The organism is Flavobacterium sp. ASV13 (assembly GCF_000745775.1).
Classification (GTDB): Bacteria; Bacteroidota; Bacteroidia; order Flavobacteriales; family Flavobacteriaceae; genus Flavobacterium.
In genome coordinates, this window is record NZ_JQJY01000001.1 from 782,943 (window position 1) to 801,444 (window position 18,502).

Genomic DNA, 18,502 nt, shown 5'->3' on the forward strand with positions numbered 1-18,502 from the left:
AATACCAATGAATCAAATCATTGGTATTTATTTCAGGTCTCATTAAAACATTTAAAAGCAAAGAAATAAAACTAAATAAAATGGCAATACTAAGAAACGATTTTCACAACAAATTCAAAGATGGAGATATTCCATCACACCTTGACTTCGTAGAAATTTTTGACAATTTCGTTCATAAAGAAGACGACAAAGCCGACTTTCAAATGGTCGAAACAGGAACAGATAATCAACATTACATCACTCCAGCACTTTTAAAAGCAGCTTTTCAAAATGCAGGAATTATTGCAGGTAATTGTTACGTTCCTTATAAAGAATTTCAGGATAACTTTTCAGGATCATCTATTCAATTAGATCAAGCTCCTATTGCAGACAGCGTTAAAGTCTATAAAAATGGGCAATTATTAAAAGAAATTAACGATTATAATTTAAACTACGACAGTGGAGTACTTACTTTTTCATCTCCAATAAATGGTCGAAATATTGAAATAAATTACTGGTCTAAAAATTTTGATACTGAATCTGAAGGAGCTGGCTCAGATCCGATTCTTGGAAATTTATCTATTCCTTTTAAAGAAAATTTTGACGAAGATACTTTTACTAACGATAAAATCACTTTAAAAGAAATTCCGGTAAAAGACAGTATCAGAATTTACAAAAACGGCCAGCTACTTAGAGAAGGCACAGGCAAAGATTATGCTGTAGATTACAACAATGGAATTATTACATTCTCAGCTGTAATTGAAGATCGTAATATCGAGGTTGATTATTGGTACAAAAGCACAGTTACTTTATCTGATTTGGAACTGAATACCAAATACGTCGATTTAACAACAGCGCAAACAATTGGAGGAAATAAAACTTTTACTGAAGCTGTTGAAGGTAAAAGCTTTATTAAAACTGGTGGAACTTCAAATCAATTTTTAATGGCAGATGGCTCCGTATCAACTTCTCCTGGCTCTGATTATGATGCTGGACATTCTATTGGTACAATCCCTCTCACTGGAGGCTATCAAAAATTTAGCAACGGATTAATATTACAGTGGGCTTATTTAATGAATAATGCCAATACCTACAACTTTCCTTTAACATGGCCAAATGGCGCTTTAAGTGTTATGGTATCTACTTTAAGAACGAGCTCTGGAAGCAGAGGATACAATCACGTAGCTAATATTACGAACAATACTTATTATGCCCTTATTGACGGAAGTTACGGATACATGTTCGCAATTGGCTATTAATTATAAACTGAAAAATAAAAATTATGTATAAAGGAACATATAACGAAAACGGAGATTACACAGGCTTTTATGTTGAAGGAATTCATGAAAATATTCCAAAACCAAATATCGAATTAACCGAAGAAGAATGGCAACAGGCATTGTCTAAAAATTATAAAGTAATTGAAGGCAAACATACATTTTCTCCTTTTGTTCAAAATAAAGAAGAGCTTTTAGAAAATTTAAGAGCTAAAAGAAATTCATTATTGATGGAAAGTGACTGGACGCAAGTACAAGATTCACCTCTTTCTGAAGAGAAAAAATCGGCTTGGAAAAATTACAGACAAGAACTAAGAGATCTGACTGATTTTGAAGATGTAGCAACAGTTGTTTGGCCAGTAAAACCTATTTAATAAATATTCATTTATAGATTTTAAATGAATATTCAATCAAATAACTATTCTTTATTAAAATAAATATGGAAGAAAATACAACATACAAACCTTTTGCTTATATAGATAATTATGTACCTACTGAAGGGGAAACTATTTATTATAATATAGAGCAAACTTTAACCAAAACTAAGAATGATTGTGCTATAGGAATCCCTAGTTCAGTAACTTTAACTGCTGAAGCCAATAAATTTGTATCAAATTCAAGTATTGAAAAGGCAAATGAACAGGCAGAAGCCTGGCTAAAAACTAATACTCAAGCTTATGCCAATAATATAGGTGTATGTATGATTGATAACACTCCACCAAGCAGTTTTGTACTAAGTGCATCAGTTGTTGCTTCAAATACGGTAGTCTTGTCATGGACTGCGTCTACAGATAACATTGGAGTTATTGGTTATGATATTTTTATTGATGATACTTTTTTGGCATCCACTTCAAATGATGTTTTGCAATATATAGTTGACGAACTTTCATCTTCTACAGCCTACAGTTTTTATGTAAAAGCAAAAGACGCAGCTGGTAATTCGAGCAATAGTAATTTATTAGCAGTAACGACACTACCTGTTATTTTAAATTTACCAGTAACAAAGTCGGTAATTTTTGAAAATAGAAATACCAACTGGGATAACTGTCGAAACGCTACGACAGCTCAAACGTATTATCAAAGCAATAATCTTTTAGGAGCAGCAAAAGATACGCAAGAATATATCCTTAATAGATATAGAGCTACGATTGATACTTTATCTCTTGAATCAAAGCCAAAATCTGCTAAATTGAAATTTAGATTTGCTTCAAATGCTATAGGAAACGCATTAACTTTTCATCTATTTGCAACAAATAATGTTGTTCCCTATTCTCAAAATTTTCAGCTTGAAGATTGGAATGATTGGGACATGAGTACTTTTATTGGAAGCACTACTTTTCCAACCAACTCAACTGAATACGGGGAAATAGAATTACAACCTGCTCATTTAGATTTACTAAACAATCGAGAAGGTTTTAATTTTTTCCTAATCTCAAATGGAGATAAAGAAAATAATGCTCCTACCAGCAATAGCAGACCTACACTTTCTATGACTCCTGATACTGGAGAAATCTATTTAGAATGCGAGTTATAGATTAAAAAATAAAACAACCATCTTTTAAATAACAAAAAAAAATGAGCACTAATCATAATAGAATAAAAGTCTCCGATTTAGAAACAAATGAGCGAGACAAAATTTTAAGTACTAATTCACTTGGCGAATTAGAATTTATGAATGTGAATGATCTAAAAGCTGAAAATTATAATGCATTAGATTATATTGAAGAAGGAAAAGCTCTGGATGCGAGACAAGGAAAAGTTTTAAAGGATTATATTGATAGCTTTAAAAACGGTCTTAAGTCTTATTTTGATAGTTTATATCAATCGATTTTAGTTTCTGGAACAAATATCAAAACTATTTGTGGCATTCCATTGCTTGGAAGCGGAAGCATCGATGCTGATATTTTAGAACAAGTTATTATTAATTCAAGCACAAGCATTCAAGAATCTTGGAAAGGCAGGACTGTCTTAATACAAACTAGCTGCACTATTACGGTACCTGCATCACTAAGTGATTCATTTGCTTTTCAAGGCATTACAATGCCTGGAGTCACAATTACATGGCAAATAACCGCCCCAAAAACTTGGCTTTTTGGTTCTCCAAATGCTACACTAGAAAAAAGTACTTTCTCATTTATTCAAAAAGGTACTACTAACAGTATTATTCTTCTACAATAATGGGAATTAGAAGCTATAATTATGGAAAATTAAAAAATAATTCTCCTAATACATTCATAGGGGGAATTGCTCTTCAAGTAAGCACAGCATCAGCTTTAGCGACCAAATTAGGTATCGCAGTAAGTAATATTAAATCCTTTCAAATAAATTCAAATGGATTAGATATCAGCTGCAGAATCAATATAAATTATAATTTAGGAAATGGGTTTAGCAACAACGGCTCACTTATAACATACTTCCTTGATTTTGATGGAAGAGTTACTTCTCTTGCAAATTCGTTTTATTCATGCTTTTCGCTAAAATATGTATATCTTCCAAAAGTTACTTCAATTGGAGAATTCTGCTTCTATCATGAAAACCAAAGAACTGATTATGAAACGATGTATCCTATAAAGGCATTATATCTACCTTCATTAATTTATTTAGGCAAAAATGTTACTAACAATGAAGGCGTTTTCAAAAGTACCACTCGTCCCACAAATTTGTATACTAATGACTATCTAAGAACTGTAAATGCAGGTAATCCAGATAATGACATTGTAAGTGGAGCAGCTATAGGAGTAACTACAACATATATTTTAGATTTCACAAAACCTAATTCTATAACTAATTTATCTGCAGGAGACATTTATAATTCTGCAATACAATTAAACTTCGCAATACCATTAAGTGTGAATACTCTTAGTGATTATGAAGTTTGGGTTAATGGCGCATATTATACTCATATACCAGGGAGTGGATCATACATTTATGGGCTGACGGCGAATACCAATTATAATATTGAAATCTACTCTACTGATATTTATTATAATAGGTCTTATGTAAGTAATACCTTGTCAGTTTCGACAAACAGTACTTCTACTATTTCTACAAATGGTCTTATATCATATTACAGATTCAATGAGTCTTCGGGAAATATTTTATTTGATAATTATGGTACAAACAATGGTATATATTCAGGTTGTACTCTAGGAGTGGCAGGTATAAAAGGAGGCACTAGTGCGTTTCTTAACGGAACGACTGACTATATTGACCTCGGAAACCCTTCTGCTTTTCAATTGAATACTGGAGCTATTGTCTTTTGGGTAAAATCCACAAATGTCTTGAACAATCCTCGAACACTAATATCTAAAAATGGGGCATATACAATAAAATTGGTATATGGTAATATAGGCACGCAACAAACTGCAACTGGATACTGGAACTTAATAGCAATTAATTTTGCACCTGGAACAAACAATTCAAGAATATATGTAAATGAATACGTAGCTTCTGTTTTCACAAATACAGTTTCTACACAGGCAAATAAGCTTATAATTGCAAGTTCTTCTACTGGATATAATGGTTCTATTGATGAAATGGCAATCTACAATAGAAATTTAACACTCCAAGAAATCAAACTAATTTTCAACAATAAAAAGGGGTCGGAATTATAATTATATGAAAAGAATTAGATAGTGAATCTATTCAAATATTTACTCAAAATATAAAAAATGAGCACAAACTACAACAGAATAAAAGTGGCTGATTTGGAAACAAATGAGTCAAATAAAATTTTAACCACAGACGATAGTGGCAAATTAGAATTTACCAACATTAATGCTATAAAAGTCGACAGTTACAATGCCCTTGACTATACTGATGCGGGCAAAGCATTAGATGCCAGACAAGGTAAGATCTTAAAAGACTTTATCAACGACATTAATGCTTTATTAGTTTCAGATAATGTCAACTTAAATACAATCCAAAAATTAGTCGATGCAATTGAAGATGTAAAAGCTTCCTTAGATACAATTTTGGTTAATAACCTAAGTTCCGGCGGAACTACAAAGGCTTTAACTGCAGAAATGGGTAAAACATTGCAAAATACCAAAGTTGATAAAGCACCCGGCGAAAGACTAATTAATGCCGAAGAAATTGCCAAACTCTCAGGAGTATCAAATGTTGTTACTACAGTAAAAACAATAGTATCAACTGCGCTAGCAACCCAAAACGTCACAGGATTTGTAAATTATATTAATGCCTTGAATCCTGTACTTGTAGTTGGACCTAACGAAATTGTAAAGCACACAACCAGCGATACAGGCCGAACATTCGAATTAAACTTAAGAGGTCGTTCTTTTGGTGTTGGAGAACCAGCTATTACAGCTTCAAATGTTATTGAAGTCACCGATTTTTTAAATAAAGACATCAAATTGAGTAATTATCTGTCTACACGTAACGATGGACAATCACCAACTAACAAAGTATTAGGAACAGACGCTAATGGTAATTTAAAAATGTATACTATTTCATCATTTCCAGCGCCATTTTTAGAATCTTTAATTGCTGATAGTCCTTTACCTTCAAATACGGGCAACATAACAATTAAAGGAGCATTTTTTACACCAACAATGACAGTATCAATTGTTGGTCAAACAGTAAACTATGTAACTTTTATTAATGATAATTTGATTAAGGTTAATGTTACTACCGGAGCTTCAGAAGGAAGTTTTTCTGTTACTTTAAATAATGGACTTTCAGCAACATTTAATAATGCTTTATTAATTGTTTTGGGGACAGTATTTAAGCCTATCTCTTCCGAGTGGACTTTGACAGAACCAGTTAATGTTGTCAATGATAATGTTTATACTGAAACATATAATTCTATTGGATATGCTGAATGGAATAAGCAATTTGATTTTACAAAAAATTTCAGCATTCAATTTAAGCGTAATTTATCACCTCTGGGACCGTATCTAAATAGACAAGGACTTCCTTTATTTATTTTACAAAAAGTCAGTAATTCAAGTAATTTATATTGGTCAGGCTTTGCTGGAGGATGTTCTTTTAATAGCGTAGTTGACGGAAGTTTAGGCAACTATGCAACAGATAACGGTTCGACTTATGAATACAGATGGGTATCTGGAATAATGTATGCTTACGTTAACAATGTTTTGTTTAAAACATTTACACAAACATTTGCTGAAAACTTAAAATTAAAAATCAGAGTAGATGTTTATGATATTACGGATATAAAATATATTGAATTGGCAAGTTAAAGATTATCCGTACACCTTCTGCAATCACAAAATTATCCTAAATAATTTTATCTTAATTGATATATCGGGAAAAGTCGATATATTTGCGCCATGGAAAATATAGAACTTTTTAAAGCCCTTTCAAACAAGTCCAGATTGCAAATGCTGGAATGGCTGAAAGAACCTGAAATAAACTTTCCCAGTCAGCTGGAACATGGCGGATTTGAACACGGCGTTTGCGTAGGACAAATTCAGGCTAAAGCCGGTTTGACACAATCTACAGTATCTGAATACTTGTCTATTCTTCAGCGCGCTGGTTTTATCGAAGCCAAACGTGTTGGGCAATGGACTTATTATAAACGTAACGAAGGTGCCTTTGAAGCACTCAGTAAATTAATTCAATCTAATTTGTAAAATTACTATGAGTACAAACAACCTGTTTTCGGAATTTAACTTAAAGTCGTTAAATCTGAAAAACCGAATCGTAATGGCGCCAATGACGCGCTCTTTTTCTCCAAACGGAGTTCCAACTGACGAAGTAGCGGCTTACTACCAAAAAAGAGCTGAAGGCGAAGTTGGATTAATATTATCTGAAGGAACTGTAATCGACAGACCTTCATCATCAAACGATGCAAACGTTCCTCATTTTTATGGAGAATCTTCTTTAAATGGCTGGAAAAAAGTTATTGACGAAGTTCATGCTGCCGGCGGAAAAATGGGCCCCCAAATCTGGCATATGGGAATTATGGATAATCATCATTCTGGATGGGTTCCTCCTGTTCCATTTGAAGGTCCGTCTGGATTAAATCGTCCTGATTTCAGAAATGGAGTTACGATGTCAGAAAAAGATATTGAAAATACAATTTTGGCTTTTGGTAAAGCTGCTGCTGATGCAAAAAGACTTGGTTTTGATACTATCGAAATTCACGGTGCACACGGTTATTTAATTGACCAATTCTTTAGAGCCGAAACAAATTTACGTGAAGATATTTATGGCGGAAAAACTTTGCCAGAACGTAATCGATTTGCAATTGAAGTAGTAAAAGAAGTCAGAAAACAAGTTGGAAATGATTTCGCTGTTATCATGCGTTTTTCTCAATTTAAACCTTCTGATTATAACTATAAACTAGCTAAAAATCCACAGGAATTAGAAGCTTGGCTTACTCCTCTTGTTGATGCTGGAGTTGATATTGTTCACGCTTCACAACGTCGTTTCTGGGAACCTGAATTTGAAGGTTCTGATTTGAACTTTGCCGGATGGGCGAAAAAAGTTACTGGAGTTCCAACAATTACGGTTGGTTCTGTTGGTCTTTCAAGCGATTTCTTTGGAGCTTTTGCTGGTGAAAGTTCTGAACCAACTTCTTTAGAAGAATTAAACAGACGTTTCGACAGAGGCGATTTTGATTTGGTTGCCGTTGGAAGACCTCTTTTATCAGATCCAAATTGGGTTGCGAAAATTAAAGCTGGAAAAACTGAGGAATTAAAAGGTTTCAGTAAAGAAGCTTTGGGAGCTTTGGTTTTAGAATAATTTTTAAGGTTCTGAGGTTCTAAGAAGCTGAGGTTCTAAGTTTTCTATTTTCTATTTTCTATTCTCTATTTTTATACAGATTTTTAGAATAACTTTAAATACAAAAGGGATAAACAATTAATGTTTATCCCTCTTTTTTTGAATATCTATAACTAACAAAATTAGAAATTCAATATTTTAATCAGACTCAAAAGAAACAGAGTTACAAAGAGTCAAAGTTTTTTTCTTTTGTAACTTAGAATCTTAGCTTCTTAGAACCTCAGAACCTTTTTTCTGAAATTTCTTCTGAAGCCAATTTCTAACCGGTTCATCGTATAATTTTAAACATACAAAAGCTAAAACAATACTTGCTACTAAAAGTGCAATTCCAGGAAGTAATCCGTCTTCAAGCGAAACTTTATTGTTCACGACCCAAGCCGTATACCAGTAAATAAGCGGATAATGTGTGATATAAATTGGATATGAAATATCACCTAAAAGTTTGCATATTTTAGCCGAAAAAGCGGTTTTAATTTGTCCGCCTGCACCAATTGCAACGATAAGTGGAAATACCAAAATAATACAGAAAGATTCATATAAACCGTTCATCCATAAAGAGTTTTCGTCTCCAAATCTTGGCAAAGCTAAGACGATAGTGATCAAAATACTGCAAATCCAGAAAGCGCCTTTTAAATGAATTAATTTTCCTAAACGGCAAAGTAAAACTCCGGCAAAAAACGGATACAGCAAACGGGTAAATCCAATATTCATTTGCTCCAAGTTTAATGACCAGCCTCCTATTACATCGCCTTTTGGTCCAAAAACCAGATAATTAATTAGCAGTCCGGCAAATATCAGCACGAAAACTGACAGCACTTTGTTCGAAAATTTGCGAAAAATTAGGGCGTACAAGATGTTTGCAATATATTCGAAAAAAAGTGACCATGCCGGACCATCTAAAGGATGCATTTCTCCCCAGCCTCTGATTTCTAATGAAGGCGGAATTGGCAACAACGTAAATCCGATTACCATTGTTACAATCACTTTCCAGACTTCCATATTTGCAATCATTGGAAATAATATATCTGAAGCCTGAAAGTAATAAAAGATCGCGCCAATGATCATTCCCATAACTACCATGGGCTGTAAACGGATTAATCGGCGTTTGTAAAATTCCCATTGCGTCATTTTTCCCCAACGGTCATCATACGCATAAGCGACAACAAATCCGGATAAAAGAAAAAAGAAATCAACGGCTAAATAACCGTGATTAATAATTTGTTTAAATCGGTTACCGCCTGCGAAAGTTTCAAAAATATGAAAAGCTACAACTAATATTGCAGCAACACCGCGCAGACCGTCCAGAATTTCGTAATGTTTTTTTGGTTTAATACCGGTCATATTAATGGTTAATTATAAATTGTTAATGGTGAATTTAATTAATAATTGTTGAATTTATAATTAAACAATTACTGATGGTTTTTCAGCCATTCTAATCTTCTCTGATCTGGAAGATGTTTTACGGTGAAGTTTTCAAATTTAGCTTCAAAACCATTTCCGTCTGGCGAAGCGGCCATTAAACCAACCATAACTGGTGTATTATCTTGTAAAGGAGCATTTCTGGTCATGATGTAGTTTTTATCATCATAAGAGAAAAACACTTCTACAGCATCTAATCGTCTCACCACTTTAATCCATACAAACGGTGGCGCTTTTTCAAGCGTTGTTACACTCCAATCGCTTTTGTCGTGCGTTACAACTGTACTGATATTAAATTTTCCATCAACAAATTCAATTCCAGTCTTAATGTAATTTTTCTCATCTACACGAATCATTAATCCCATTTGGTCAAAACGAGCGATGTAATTTCCCGTAATTTTTACTTTGGCCTCAAACTCTCCGCCATAAGTTGCGTAGTAAAATGGCGCATCATCAACTGTGAATCCGTAGTGCGAAATTCGCCAATAATCGCTATTTGGCGTTACATTCATGATTAGTGCATTGTTTTTAATTTCCCATTTTTCAGGTTCATTAAACCATTGCATTTTATTTAAACTTTGTGCCGAGATTTTACACACAAAAAATAAAATCAAAACGGCAAGTGTATTTTTTTTCATGTCATTTATTTTTTAAACCATTAAGATATAAAGAAAATTAAGTTGGACTTAATGATCTTAATCTTAGCTGATATTAAGAAAATAAAGCTTCACTTTATGAACCTTAATGTCTTAATGGTAAAATTTAAATCAAAAGCAAAGCTGCAAATTTTTACACTTGCAGCTTTACAAACCAACCAATTTAGAAATAATGAAATTATTGAAGTGAGAAGCCCACTTTAGATTTTATATCGGCTGAAGATGCTCCAATTAAAGCTTCAAAAGCTCCTGGCTCAGCAACCCAGTCGTGTTTTTTATCATCAAAGAAACTTAAAGCTGTTTTATCAACTGTAAAAGTTACTGTTTTTTCTTCTCCTGCTTTAAGCGAAACTTTCTCAAAACCTTTCAACTCTTTTATAGGGCGAGGTAAAGAAGATTTTAAATCGCTGATATAAAGCTGTACAGTTTCAGATCCTTCACGGCTTCCTGTATTTTTTACAGTAACTGAAAATGTTATTTTATCACCTGAAGTCATTTGTTTTTTATCTGCAGTAACTTTTCCGTAAGCAAAAGTTGTATAGCTTAATCCATGTCCAAAAGGGAATAATGGTTTGATTTTTTGTTTGTCTGCCCAACGGTATCCAACAAAAATTCCTTCGTTGTAAACCACTTCATCTCCACCTGGAAACTGACCTAAAGCATGTGCTCCGTTATCAGTTAATTTTACTGGGAAAGTGAAAGTCAATTTTCCTGACGGATTCACATCTCCAACTAAAACATTTGCCAAAGCATTTCCTGCTTCAGTTCCTAAAAACCATCCTTGAACAATTCCTGGTACTTCTTTTACCCACGGCATTGACACAGCATTTCCAGAAATATTAATGAAAACGATGTTTTTATTTACTTTCGCCAATTGGCTAATTAATTCATTCTGGCCATAAGAAAGTTCTAATCCTTTACGATCGTGTCCTTCATCATCTTGATTTGGACTTTTATTTAAACCTCCAATGAAAAGAACAATGTCAGCATCTTTCGCTACTTTTAAAGCCTCAGCAGTCAATTCAGCTGGTGAACGTTTTTCTTCTAAACTAACTTTAGCCACAACTCCGTTATAGTTGCTTGTTGGGTCTCCAACATAACCACGAGCGTAAACGATTTCAGCCTGATTTCCGATTTTTTTCTTTAATCCTTCAAGAGGGGTAATTTCGTATCTTGCTTTCAAAGAAGAACTTCCTCCTCCAACAGTCATCATTTTGATAGCATTTTCACCAATTACAGCAATTTTCTTAGTTTTAGAAAGATTGATTGGCAAAATATTGTTGTTGTTTTGTAATAATACAATTCCTTCTTCAGCTATTTTACGACCTGCATCAGCGTGTTCTTGTGTTCCAAAAGATCCGAAAGGACGATTTTTATCCATTGTCGTCAAGAAAGCCAAACGCAGAATACGACGTACTTTTTCGTCTAATTCTTTAGTTCCAACTTCACCTTTTTTAATCATTTCTGAATAAGGTTTTGCTAAATAATAATTATCATAAGCATTGCTTGTTCCCCAAGAAAGTCCATTTGTCCAAGAACCGAATTCCATATCTAAACCATTGTAAATAGCTTGTTTAGTATCATGAACACCGCCCCAGTCTGAAACTACAACTCCTTTGAAACCCCATTCTTTACGAAGAATATCGTTTAACAAAAACTCATTGTGACAACATTGCTGTCCTTTGTATTTATTGTAAGATCCCATAATCGCCCACGCGTCTCCATCTTGTACAGCTGCTTTAAAAGCCGGAAGATAAATTTCGTATAAAGCACGGTCGTCAACTACTACGTTTACAGTATTTCTGTTTGTTTCCTGATTGTTTAATGCGAAGTGCTTCACACAAGCCGCAACTCCATTTGACTGAACTCCTTTAATATAAGGAACAACCATTTTTGAAGTTAAAAACGGATCTTCTCCCATATATTCGAAGTTTCTTCCGTTTAATGGACTTCTGTAGATGTTTACTCCAGGCCCTAATAGTACGTTTTTATTACGGTAACGTGCTTCTTCTCCAATAGATTTACCATATAAAGAAGCCAATTCTTTGTTCCATGTTGCAGAAAGTGCCGTTAGTGCCGGGAAAGCAATACAAGAATCGTTTGTCCAACCTGCCTGATCCCATTCGTCCCATTTTACTTCGGTACGAATTCCGTGCGGTCCATCGGTCATCCAGTTTTCTGGAATTCCAAGACGTTTTACACCTGGCGAACTAAATTTTGACTGCGCATGAATCATGGCAATTTTCTCGTCGGTTGTCATTCTTTTAAGCGCATCTTCTATACGCTCTTCAATTGGCTTTTTATCATCAAGATAAACCGGAACTTTATTTTGTGCATTCAATCCGAATGAACTCAATAAAACTAAAACAACGATTGTTTTAACGTTTTTAAACATAACTATTATTTATTTAAGCATTCAATTTTAATTAAAGATACTCTAGTAGTCAATTGTACCTTTTAATAATATTGTAAAACTAAAACGTTATCGTACATGTTACATTTTTAAACGCAAAAAAGTAGTGAATTAAAAAACCAATACATTGATTTTCAATTAATTAATAAAAAAAATACAGTAAAAAAAGTAGTACTTTTAAAATATTTCTTTATGATTTCAAGGCCATTGAACCAATTTTTGCCACCATTTCTTCAAAATCATTTCGCGAAACTGCAGCTTTATTTCTAGCTCTGGTTCGGTAGTTGTAAATTGTGCTTAAAGAGTAGCGAAGAAATGCCGCAATCTTGACACTGTCAGTAATTCCAAGTCGGATTAAAGCAAAAATTCTTAATTCGGTATTTAGCAATTCGCCTTGTTTTAATACAATTTGTTCTTCGGGAATTAAAAGTGTATTAAAATCCTTTACGAATGTTGGATAAAGATTCAAAAAGATAATATCAAAGTTTTTGTAAAGCTCTTCAAGTTCGTTATCAACTAAAGTCGTTGATTTTAATATTTTATAAATTTCATCAAACTGTTTGGCCGTCGCTTTTTTATTCAAAATAATGCGATAATTTTCCAGCTTATTGATATAAGTCGAACAAAGACTGAAAAAGTGCGCTATATATTCTTCTTTAACATGATTAGACTCAGACAATTGCGAATTTGTTTCCTTGAGTTGCTCGTTTGTTTGAGTAATATCTTTGTTCAATTCGGCTAATTTCTGGCTGGTTTCATAAAGTTCTCCACGAATTCTCGAAACCTTTTTCATTTGTTTGTAAACGTAAATTATCGCAACAATCAAGAACACAGACAATAAACTGATACACATCAAATAAAATTGCAATTCTGTTTTTCGTTTTGCTTCTTTCTCCAAATAAACGGTATTGATGATTGAATAAACTTCAGACATCAAGAGCGTCCTGAATTGAACATTACAATAAAGCGCATCTTCAATTGCCGATTGTGTAAGTTTATAAGCCATATCGACATCGCCAATTTCATAAAAAACTGACGCTAATTCCTGCAGAGAAGCATTGTCTTTATTAGCATTTTTTAAATCTGCCGTTGCAGAAAGTGCGTAGTATTTTTTTCGAAGTTCCAGATTGTGAGTTGCTTCATTAATTTTTCCTAAGAGATAGGTAATAATAGCATATTGCGGATTATCTTCGGTTGTAGTTTTGAGTAGGTTTTCAAGCTGTTTTTGCGTGTTGATATATTTCTTATGAAAAAGATCCTGCGTAAGTTTCGTGATTTTGTAATCTAAAGTATTAGGTTTTAAAACCAATAAAAGCGAATCACGATATTTTCCAATTTGCTGACGGTATTCGTCATTGTAACTATTTGCAGCATAATGTTCAAAAAATTCGCGATAGGCGATGTAATAATTTGGTAATAAACTTAAAGCCAGTTTGTTTTTATTAATACTTTTTAAAATAGCTTCAGATTCGCGGTATTTTCCTGAAGAAGAATAAAGCGTAACCAATTCTAATTGTGCTAAATTGAGAAGATTTTTATCCTGAAGTTGTTCGCCAATTTTGATATTCTTTTTTACATAACGAATAGCCGAATCCGAATTGAATTTCTGATATTCTAAATACAACGTTTTATTGTAACTGTATTCCTGTTCTGGAGTTAAGCTCTCCGATTTTATTCTTTTGAAGTTTAAAATTCGTTCTTCTTTAAGCTCTACATAATGCTGTTTATTTTTTAAAGCATCATTTAATTTATCCAAAATAATGTCTTCGCTATCCAAAGCAAATATTGGAAAGCTAAGCAATAAAGCGCAAAACAGTAAAAGGTTTTTCAATTTGGTGGTGGTCGATAGTTTTTAGAAAAGCAAATATAATGAGATACTAAGGTTCTAAGATGCTAAGGTTCTAAGTTTTTTTTAGCTGCCACGAATTTACTTCGTAAACTCGTGGCAGAAAACTTTATTATTTAACTGCAATTGGCGCTGAAAGACAACTTTCTGGAATATCAAAAGCATTTACCAAAGCCACAGCATCTGGGCGGATATCCCAGCATAACTGATTTACTATTTTACGGATGGCTTTTGTTTTAACCGCTTCCATATAACCGTCTTCAAGATACCAGGCTTTATTCTTTTCAATCTGCGAAAGCGCAAATAACTGGTACAATTTGGTCAATATTTGTTTTGAATTTTCATCTGAAATTGTCTTCAAAGCTTCTTGAAACTGCTCTAAAACAATACGTTCTAAGTACGCCTGCGCCACATCGATCATTTGATGTTGTACGACATTAAAGGCATCATAAGCTTCTAATCCTCCGTCAACTAATTTTTTGATACGTTTTGCCGCCGATGCTAATATTGTTTTTTCCCTATGCACAAAAGCTTGATGATGAAATTCGGCATCTAACAAATGTTCGTCTTCCGTTCTTCGGGTTGCGATTGGATTTTTCTCTGACAAAGCCGTTTTAGCATTTTCATAAACATAATTGATAATGCCAAGCGATCCCATTTCTCCAAACGATTTTCTAAATTCAGACAAACGGTTTTTAGCTACCAATTGCATTAAAACGGTATTATCTCCTTCAAAAGTCGTGTAAATTTCAGTATCATTTTTTAGGGCATCGATTCTGTTTTCAGATAAATATCCTTTTCCGCCACAAGCTTCACGGCATTCTTGCAAAATATCTCTTGTGCTCCAGGTTGAATATGATTTTAATCCGGCAGCCAAGGCTTCTATTTCCTGCATTTCGGCTTCTGTTCGATTCAAAAATCTATTGGTAAGATATTGAAGTGCAAAATGAACCGCGTATGTTTTAGCCAAATTCGGCAATAATCTTCGCTGATGCATTCTGTAATTTAAAATCGGAACTTCTGATCCGCCCTCTGGCCCAAATTGTCTTCTTTGATCGCTGTAACGAATGGCAATGGTCAATCCTGATTTGGCTGCCGCCAAAGCCGAACGCGGAATTCCGATTCTTCCTCCTACCAAAGTTCCTAACATGGTGAAAAATCTACGATTATCACTCGGAATTGGACTTTCGAATTCTCCTTTATCATTTACAGAAGCAAAACGATCCAACATATTATCTTTTGGAATTACGACGTTATCAAAACTGATTGTTCCGTTATCAACGCCGTTTAAACCCATTTTATGACCACAATCTCCAATTGTAACTCCGTTTAAAACATTTCCATTTGAATCACGCAAAGGCACCACAAAAGCATTTACGCCATAATCGTGATCGTCAATAATTAATTTAGCAAAAACAGTTGCCATTTGGCCGTGGACTGCTGCGTTTCCTATATATTCTTTTTGGGCATTTTTATTCGGCGTATGAATTGTAAAAGTCTGATTGCTGTGATTATAAGTTGCCGTAGTTTCTAAACCTTTTACATTTGATCCATGATGGGTTTCGGTCATGGCGAAACATCCGGGAAGTTTCAGAGAACCAATATCTTTTAAATATTTAGCATAATGTTTTTCGGTTCCAAGAGACTGAACACTCATTCCCCAAAGTCCGAATTGTACACCAAATTTTATCACCAAACTCAAATCGTGATAACTCAGCGTTTCCATAATTGCAAAATAATCTTCTACATTCCCTCCTCCACCATATTCTTTCGGATAGGCCATATTTCCTAAGTTTTCTTCGGCTAAAATTTTACACCAATTGTAAACGGTTTGACGAAAAACATTTATATCTGTCGAAGTTTCATAAGCAAATTCAGGTCGGGAAATAATCGATTTTACTCTTTTTATAATTGGAGCTTCTTTTCCGTCTAATAATTCGGTTATTTTATTAATATCAAAATTTTCAGATGTCTGCGAATTTGCTGTAAACGAATTTGCTTTTGTTTTGAAATTCTGCAATGCTTCTTCGCCTAAAATTCCAAGATCGTTTTCCAATTTTTTAAAATCAGATTCAATTGGCGTTAAATCCAAATCATTTCCAGAAAGCGCTTTTGCAATATCAAAAACCGATTTTATCGAAGATTTATCCTGAATACTTTTTTCAATGTCTAATTTCCATTGCGTGAGTTCATTTCGCGAAGGCGGATTTGAAATATCCACTTTTGAGAGAAGAAATTCTTTTTCGGCTGAAGTTAATGCTGACAGCGAATTGATAAACTCTTTTAGAGTAATAAACTCTTTTTGTGTCAGTAAATCATCAGACCACACTAAATAAAATAACGGAATAAAGGCTTGAAGTTTGGTATTTTTCATAGAGAATCTTAATTTTTACTTTGGTTAAATTAAAGAAATTTCGCTTAAAGTTCGTTAAGATTCTCTTAATATATTATTGAAATTGCAGTATGCAAATTATCTGTTTATCTTGCTGTTCATCATACTACTTACAACATTAATCATTGCTTTTCTGGTTAAGAATCTTGGCAAAAACGATTGGATATAATTCATTGTTCCAACAATTTTAAAGCTTTTATTTTTCAGAAGTGCTTTGATTCCTTGTTTTGCAACATCTTGTGGCTTATCTGCAGCCATACCTTTTGTATAAGCTTTTGCAACAGATTGAAATCCAGTTGTTGTATTGCCAGGACAAAGAGCCATTATAGTTATACCTTTTTTATTATACTCGCCATATAAAGCTTCTGAAAAATCAAGTACAAAAGATTTGCTTGCACAATACGCAGCAACATACGGACAAGGCTGTAATGCTCCGGTAGATGCAACATTAATGATACCTCCCTCTCCTTTTTTAATCATATCCGGTAGTACCAAATGACATAATTTCAGCAGTGCATTAATGTTTATTTCTATCATATCCTCATACTGTTCTATACTTTCATCCAGAAAATTTGTCCATTTCCCAAATCCAGCATTATTTATAAGAATATCAATAGATAAACCAGCTTCTTTAATTTGATTATACAATTTGTATGGGGTTTCTTTTTGAAGAAGATCACCTCCAAAAACACTCACTTTTACTTTATATTCTTTAGAAATTTTGCTGGCCAAAAAATTCAATTTGTCTTCTGATCTTGCTGTTAGAATTAGATTAGATCCTTGTTTTGCAAATTCGTAAGCAAAAGCTTCACCAATACCTGAAGATGCACCAGTTATCAGCACCGTTTTATTTTTTATTGTTTTCATTTTTAGTTGTTTTACTGATACAAAATTCAGCAATAACTAAACTATTCTACTTGACCTATGTTAGGAAATTAGTTTTCTTCTAATTCGGCTTAAACTTTCGGGTTTGATTCCAATAAAAGATGCAATATATTGAAGTGGTACATTCTGAATTATATCAGAATTATTTTTCAATAGATTTAAATATCGCTCTTCCGCTGATAAATTAATAATGTCTTTAGTTCTCTGTTCATTATAAATCACAGATTTTTCATAAACGATTTTAGCAAAATCAGCCCATTTTTGACTTTTTCGGCAAAGAATATCAAAATCGCTTTTTGTAATTCGCAAAACTTCACAAGATGTTATACATTCTACATTCTCATTTGAAGCAGTTCTATTTATAAAACTATTAAAAGAAGTAATAAATCCGGAAGGACAATTAATATGGGTTGTAACCTGAGCCCCATTTTCATTATAAAAGATTCTTATAAAGCCCGAATTTATAAAATATAAATACTTAGCAGGTTTGTTTTCAATTTCTAAAATTTGACCTTTTTCAAAAGAAATAGGCTCGAAAAAACTTTGAATCATTTTGATATCAGTTTCATCGATTTCAATAATTTCTCTAACTAAATTTAATAGTCTATCGTGCATTAAAAATCTAATTTAAATTGATAGTCTGATACTGATTACACAGATTAAAAGAATTAATTTTCTTTGTGCAAAAAATTAGCCACGACCCGAGCGATAGCGAACAGGCGAAGCAATTCACGAATTGTAAATTCATTTATTGAAAATCATTCGTGTAATTCGTGGCTGACCTTTTATTTCATTTTATCGCATAAAAAAAACAGGAATGAAAAATAATCATTCCTGTTTTAAAACCCTGTTAAGATTCTCGTAATTTTG

The 18,502-nt window shown here is 33.3% G+C and carries 15 protein-coding genes; 8 read left to right on the forward strand and 7 right to left on the reverse strand.

The window, feature by feature from the left end; translation table 11 throughout:
- Positions 1–80: 80 nt before the first annotated feature.
- The 8 genes from GQ47_RS03335 to GQ47_RS03370 all read left to right on the forward strand — a co-directional run bounded on the left by GQ47_RS03335 (position 81) and on the right by GQ47_RS03370 (position 7,982).
- The gene (locus GQ47_RS03335) at positions 81–1,238 is read left to right on the forward strand and encodes a gp53-like domain-containing protein (RefSeq protein ID WP_035644763.1); all 1,158 of its coding nucleotides are present in this window, start codon (positions 81–83) and stop codon (positions 1,236–1,238) included.
- A 23-nt stretch (positions 1,239–1,261) separates the two neighbouring features.
- Complete coding sequence (locus GQ47_RS22780; protein WP_051951335.1) at positions 1,262–1,630, forward strand: tail fiber assembly protein; 369 nt, start codon at positions 1,262–1,264, stop codon at positions 1,628–1,630.
- A 65-nt stretch (positions 1,631–1,695) separates the two neighbouring features.
- Positions 1,696–2,790, forward strand: coding sequence for a DUF5977 domain-containing protein (locus tag GQ47_RS03345; RefSeq protein WP_035644764.1), 1,095 nt, complete (start codon positions 1,696–1,698; stop codon positions 2,788–2,790).
- A gap of 41 nt (positions 2,791–2,831) precedes the next feature.
- Positions 2,832–3,434 (forward strand): hypothetical protein, encoded by a 603-nt coding sequence (locus GQ47_RS03350; protein ID WP_035644766.1) that lies wholly within the window; start codon positions 2,832–2,834, stop codon positions 3,432–3,434.
- Positions 3,434–4,870, forward strand: a complete 1,437-nt coding sequence (locus GQ47_RS03355; RefSeq protein WP_035644768.1) for a LamG domain-containing protein — start codon at positions 3,434–3,436, stop codon at positions 4,868–4,870. The genes GQ47_RS03350 and GQ47_RS03355 overlap by 1 nt, the downstream gene beginning before the upstream one ends.
- 57 nt (positions 4,871–4,927) lie before the next feature.
- Positions 4,928–6,475: an IPT/TIG domain-containing protein gene (locus GQ47_RS03360; protein WP_035644771.1), complete on the forward strand. Its 1,548-nt coding sequence runs from the start codon at positions 4,928–4,930 to the stop codon at positions 6,473–6,475.
- A gap of 90 nt (positions 6,476–6,565) precedes the next feature.
- Positions 6,566–6,868 carry an ArsR/SmtB family transcription factor gene (locus GQ47_RS03365; RefSeq protein ID WP_035644774.1) on the forward strand — a complete coding sequence of 101 codons (303 nt, stop codon included), beginning with the start codon at positions 6,566–6,568 and terminating at the stop codon, positions 6,866–6,868.
- Between the two features lie 7 nt (positions 6,869–6,875).
- Entirely contained in the window at positions 6,876–7,982 is a 1,107-nt protein-coding gene (locus GQ47_RS03370) for an NADH:flavin oxidoreductase (protein WP_035644776.1), read from the forward strand.
- A 243-nt stretch (positions 7,983–8,225) separates the two neighbouring features.
- Here the strand turns inward: GQ47_RS03370 and GQ47_RS03375 are convergent, their stop codons facing one another.
- From GQ47_RS03375 to GQ47_RS03405, 7 genes are all read right to left on the reverse strand, one after another.
- Complete coding sequence (locus GQ47_RS03375) at positions 8,226–9,362, reverse strand: acyltransferase family protein (RefSeq protein ID WP_035644779.1); 1,137 nt, start codon at positions 9,360–9,362, stop codon at positions 8,226–8,228.
- A gap of 68 nt (positions 9,363–9,430) precedes the next feature.
- The gene (locus tag GQ47_RS03380) at positions 9,431–10,078 is read right to left on the reverse strand and encodes a DUF1349 domain-containing protein (protein WP_035644782.1); all 648 of its coding nucleotides are present in this window, start codon (positions 10,076–10,078) and stop codon (positions 9,431–9,433) included.
- 196 nt (positions 10,079–10,274) lie between these two features.
- Positions 10,275–12,491: a glycoside hydrolase family 3 C-terminal domain-containing protein gene (locus GQ47_RS03385; protein ID WP_035644785.1), complete on the reverse strand. Its 2,217-nt coding sequence runs from the start codon at positions 12,489–12,491 to the stop codon at positions 10,275–10,277.
- 208 nt (positions 12,492–12,699) lie between these two features.
- A complete protein-coding gene (locus GQ47_RS03390) occupies positions 12,700–14,340 on the reverse strand; it encodes a DUF6377 domain-containing protein (RefSeq protein ID WP_035644788.1) in 1,641 nt (546 codons plus the stop codon).
- A gap of 127 nt (positions 14,341–14,467) precedes the next feature.
- Positions 14,468–16,729: an acyl-CoA dehydrogenase family protein gene (locus tag GQ47_RS03395; protein ID WP_035644791.1), complete on the reverse strand. Its 2,262-nt coding sequence runs from the start codon at positions 16,727–16,729 to the stop codon at positions 14,468–14,470.
- Positions 16,730–16,825: 96 nt separating this feature from the next.
- Entirely contained in the window at positions 16,826–17,614 is a 789-nt protein-coding gene (locus tag GQ47_RS03400; RefSeq protein ID WP_035644793.1) for an SDR family NAD(P)-dependent oxidoreductase, read from the reverse strand.
- A gap of 60 nt (positions 17,615–17,674) precedes the next feature.
- The gene (locus GQ47_RS03405; protein WP_035644796.1) at positions 17,675–18,247 is read right to left on the reverse strand and encodes a Crp/Fnr family transcriptional regulator; all 573 of its coding nucleotides are present in this window, start codon (positions 18,245–18,247) and stop codon (positions 17,675–17,677) included.
- Between the last annotated feature and the right edge of the window lie 255 nt (positions 18,248–18,502).

Bases quoted from the DNA above. Each gene is read 5' to 3' on its own strand.
- GQ47_RS03335 (WP_035644763.1), top strand. From the start codon at position 81: ATGGCAATACTAAGAAACGATTTTCACAACAAATTCAAAGATGGAGAT.
- GQ47_RS22780 (WP_051951335.1), top strand. From the start codon at position 1,262: ATGTATAAAGGAACATATAACGAAAACGGAGATTACACAGGCTTTTAT.
- GQ47_RS03345 (WP_035644764.1), top strand. From the start codon at position 1,696: ATGGAAGAAAATACAACATACAAACCTTTTGCTTATATAGATAATTAT.
- GQ47_RS03350 (WP_035644766.1), top strand. From the start codon at position 2,832: ATGAGCACTAATCATAATAGAATAAAAGTCTCCGATTTAGAAACAAAT.
- GQ47_RS03355 (WP_035644768.1), top strand. From the start codon at position 3,434: ATGGGAATTAGAAGCTATAATTATGGAAAATTAAAAAATAATTCTCCT.
- GQ47_RS03360 (WP_035644771.1), top strand. From the start codon at position 4,928: ATGAGCACAAACTACAACAGAATAAAAGTGGCTGATTTGGAAACAAAT.
- GQ47_RS03365 (WP_035644774.1), top strand. From the start codon at position 6,566: ATGGAAAATATAGAACTTTTTAAAGCCCTTTCAAACAAGTCCAGATTG.
- GQ47_RS03370 (WP_035644776.1), top strand. From the start codon at position 6,876: ATGAGTACAAACAACCTGTTTTCGGAATTTAACTTAAAGTCGTTAAAT.
- GQ47_RS03375 (WP_035644779.1), bottom strand. From the start codon at position 9,362: ATGACCGGTATTAAACCAAAAAAACATTACGAAATTCTGGACGGTCTG.
- GQ47_RS03380 (WP_035644782.1), bottom strand. From the start codon at position 10,078: ATGAAAAAAAATACACTTGCCGTTTTGATTTTATTTTTTGTGTGTAAA.
- GQ47_RS03385 (WP_035644785.1), bottom strand. From the start codon at position 12,491: ATGTTTAAAAACGTTAAAACAATCGTTGTTTTAGTTTTATTGAGTTCA.
- GQ47_RS03395 (WP_035644791.1), bottom strand. From the start codon at position 16,729: ATGAAAAATACCAAACTTCAAGCCTTTATTCCGTTATTTTATTTAGTG.
- GQ47_RS03400 (WP_035644793.1), bottom strand. From the start codon at position 17,614: ATGAAAACAATAAAAAATAAAACGGTGCTGATAACTGGTGCATCTTCA.
- GQ47_RS03405 (WP_035644796.1), bottom strand. From the start codon at position 18,247: ATGCACGATAGACTATTAAATTTAGTTAGAGAAATTATTGAAATCGAT.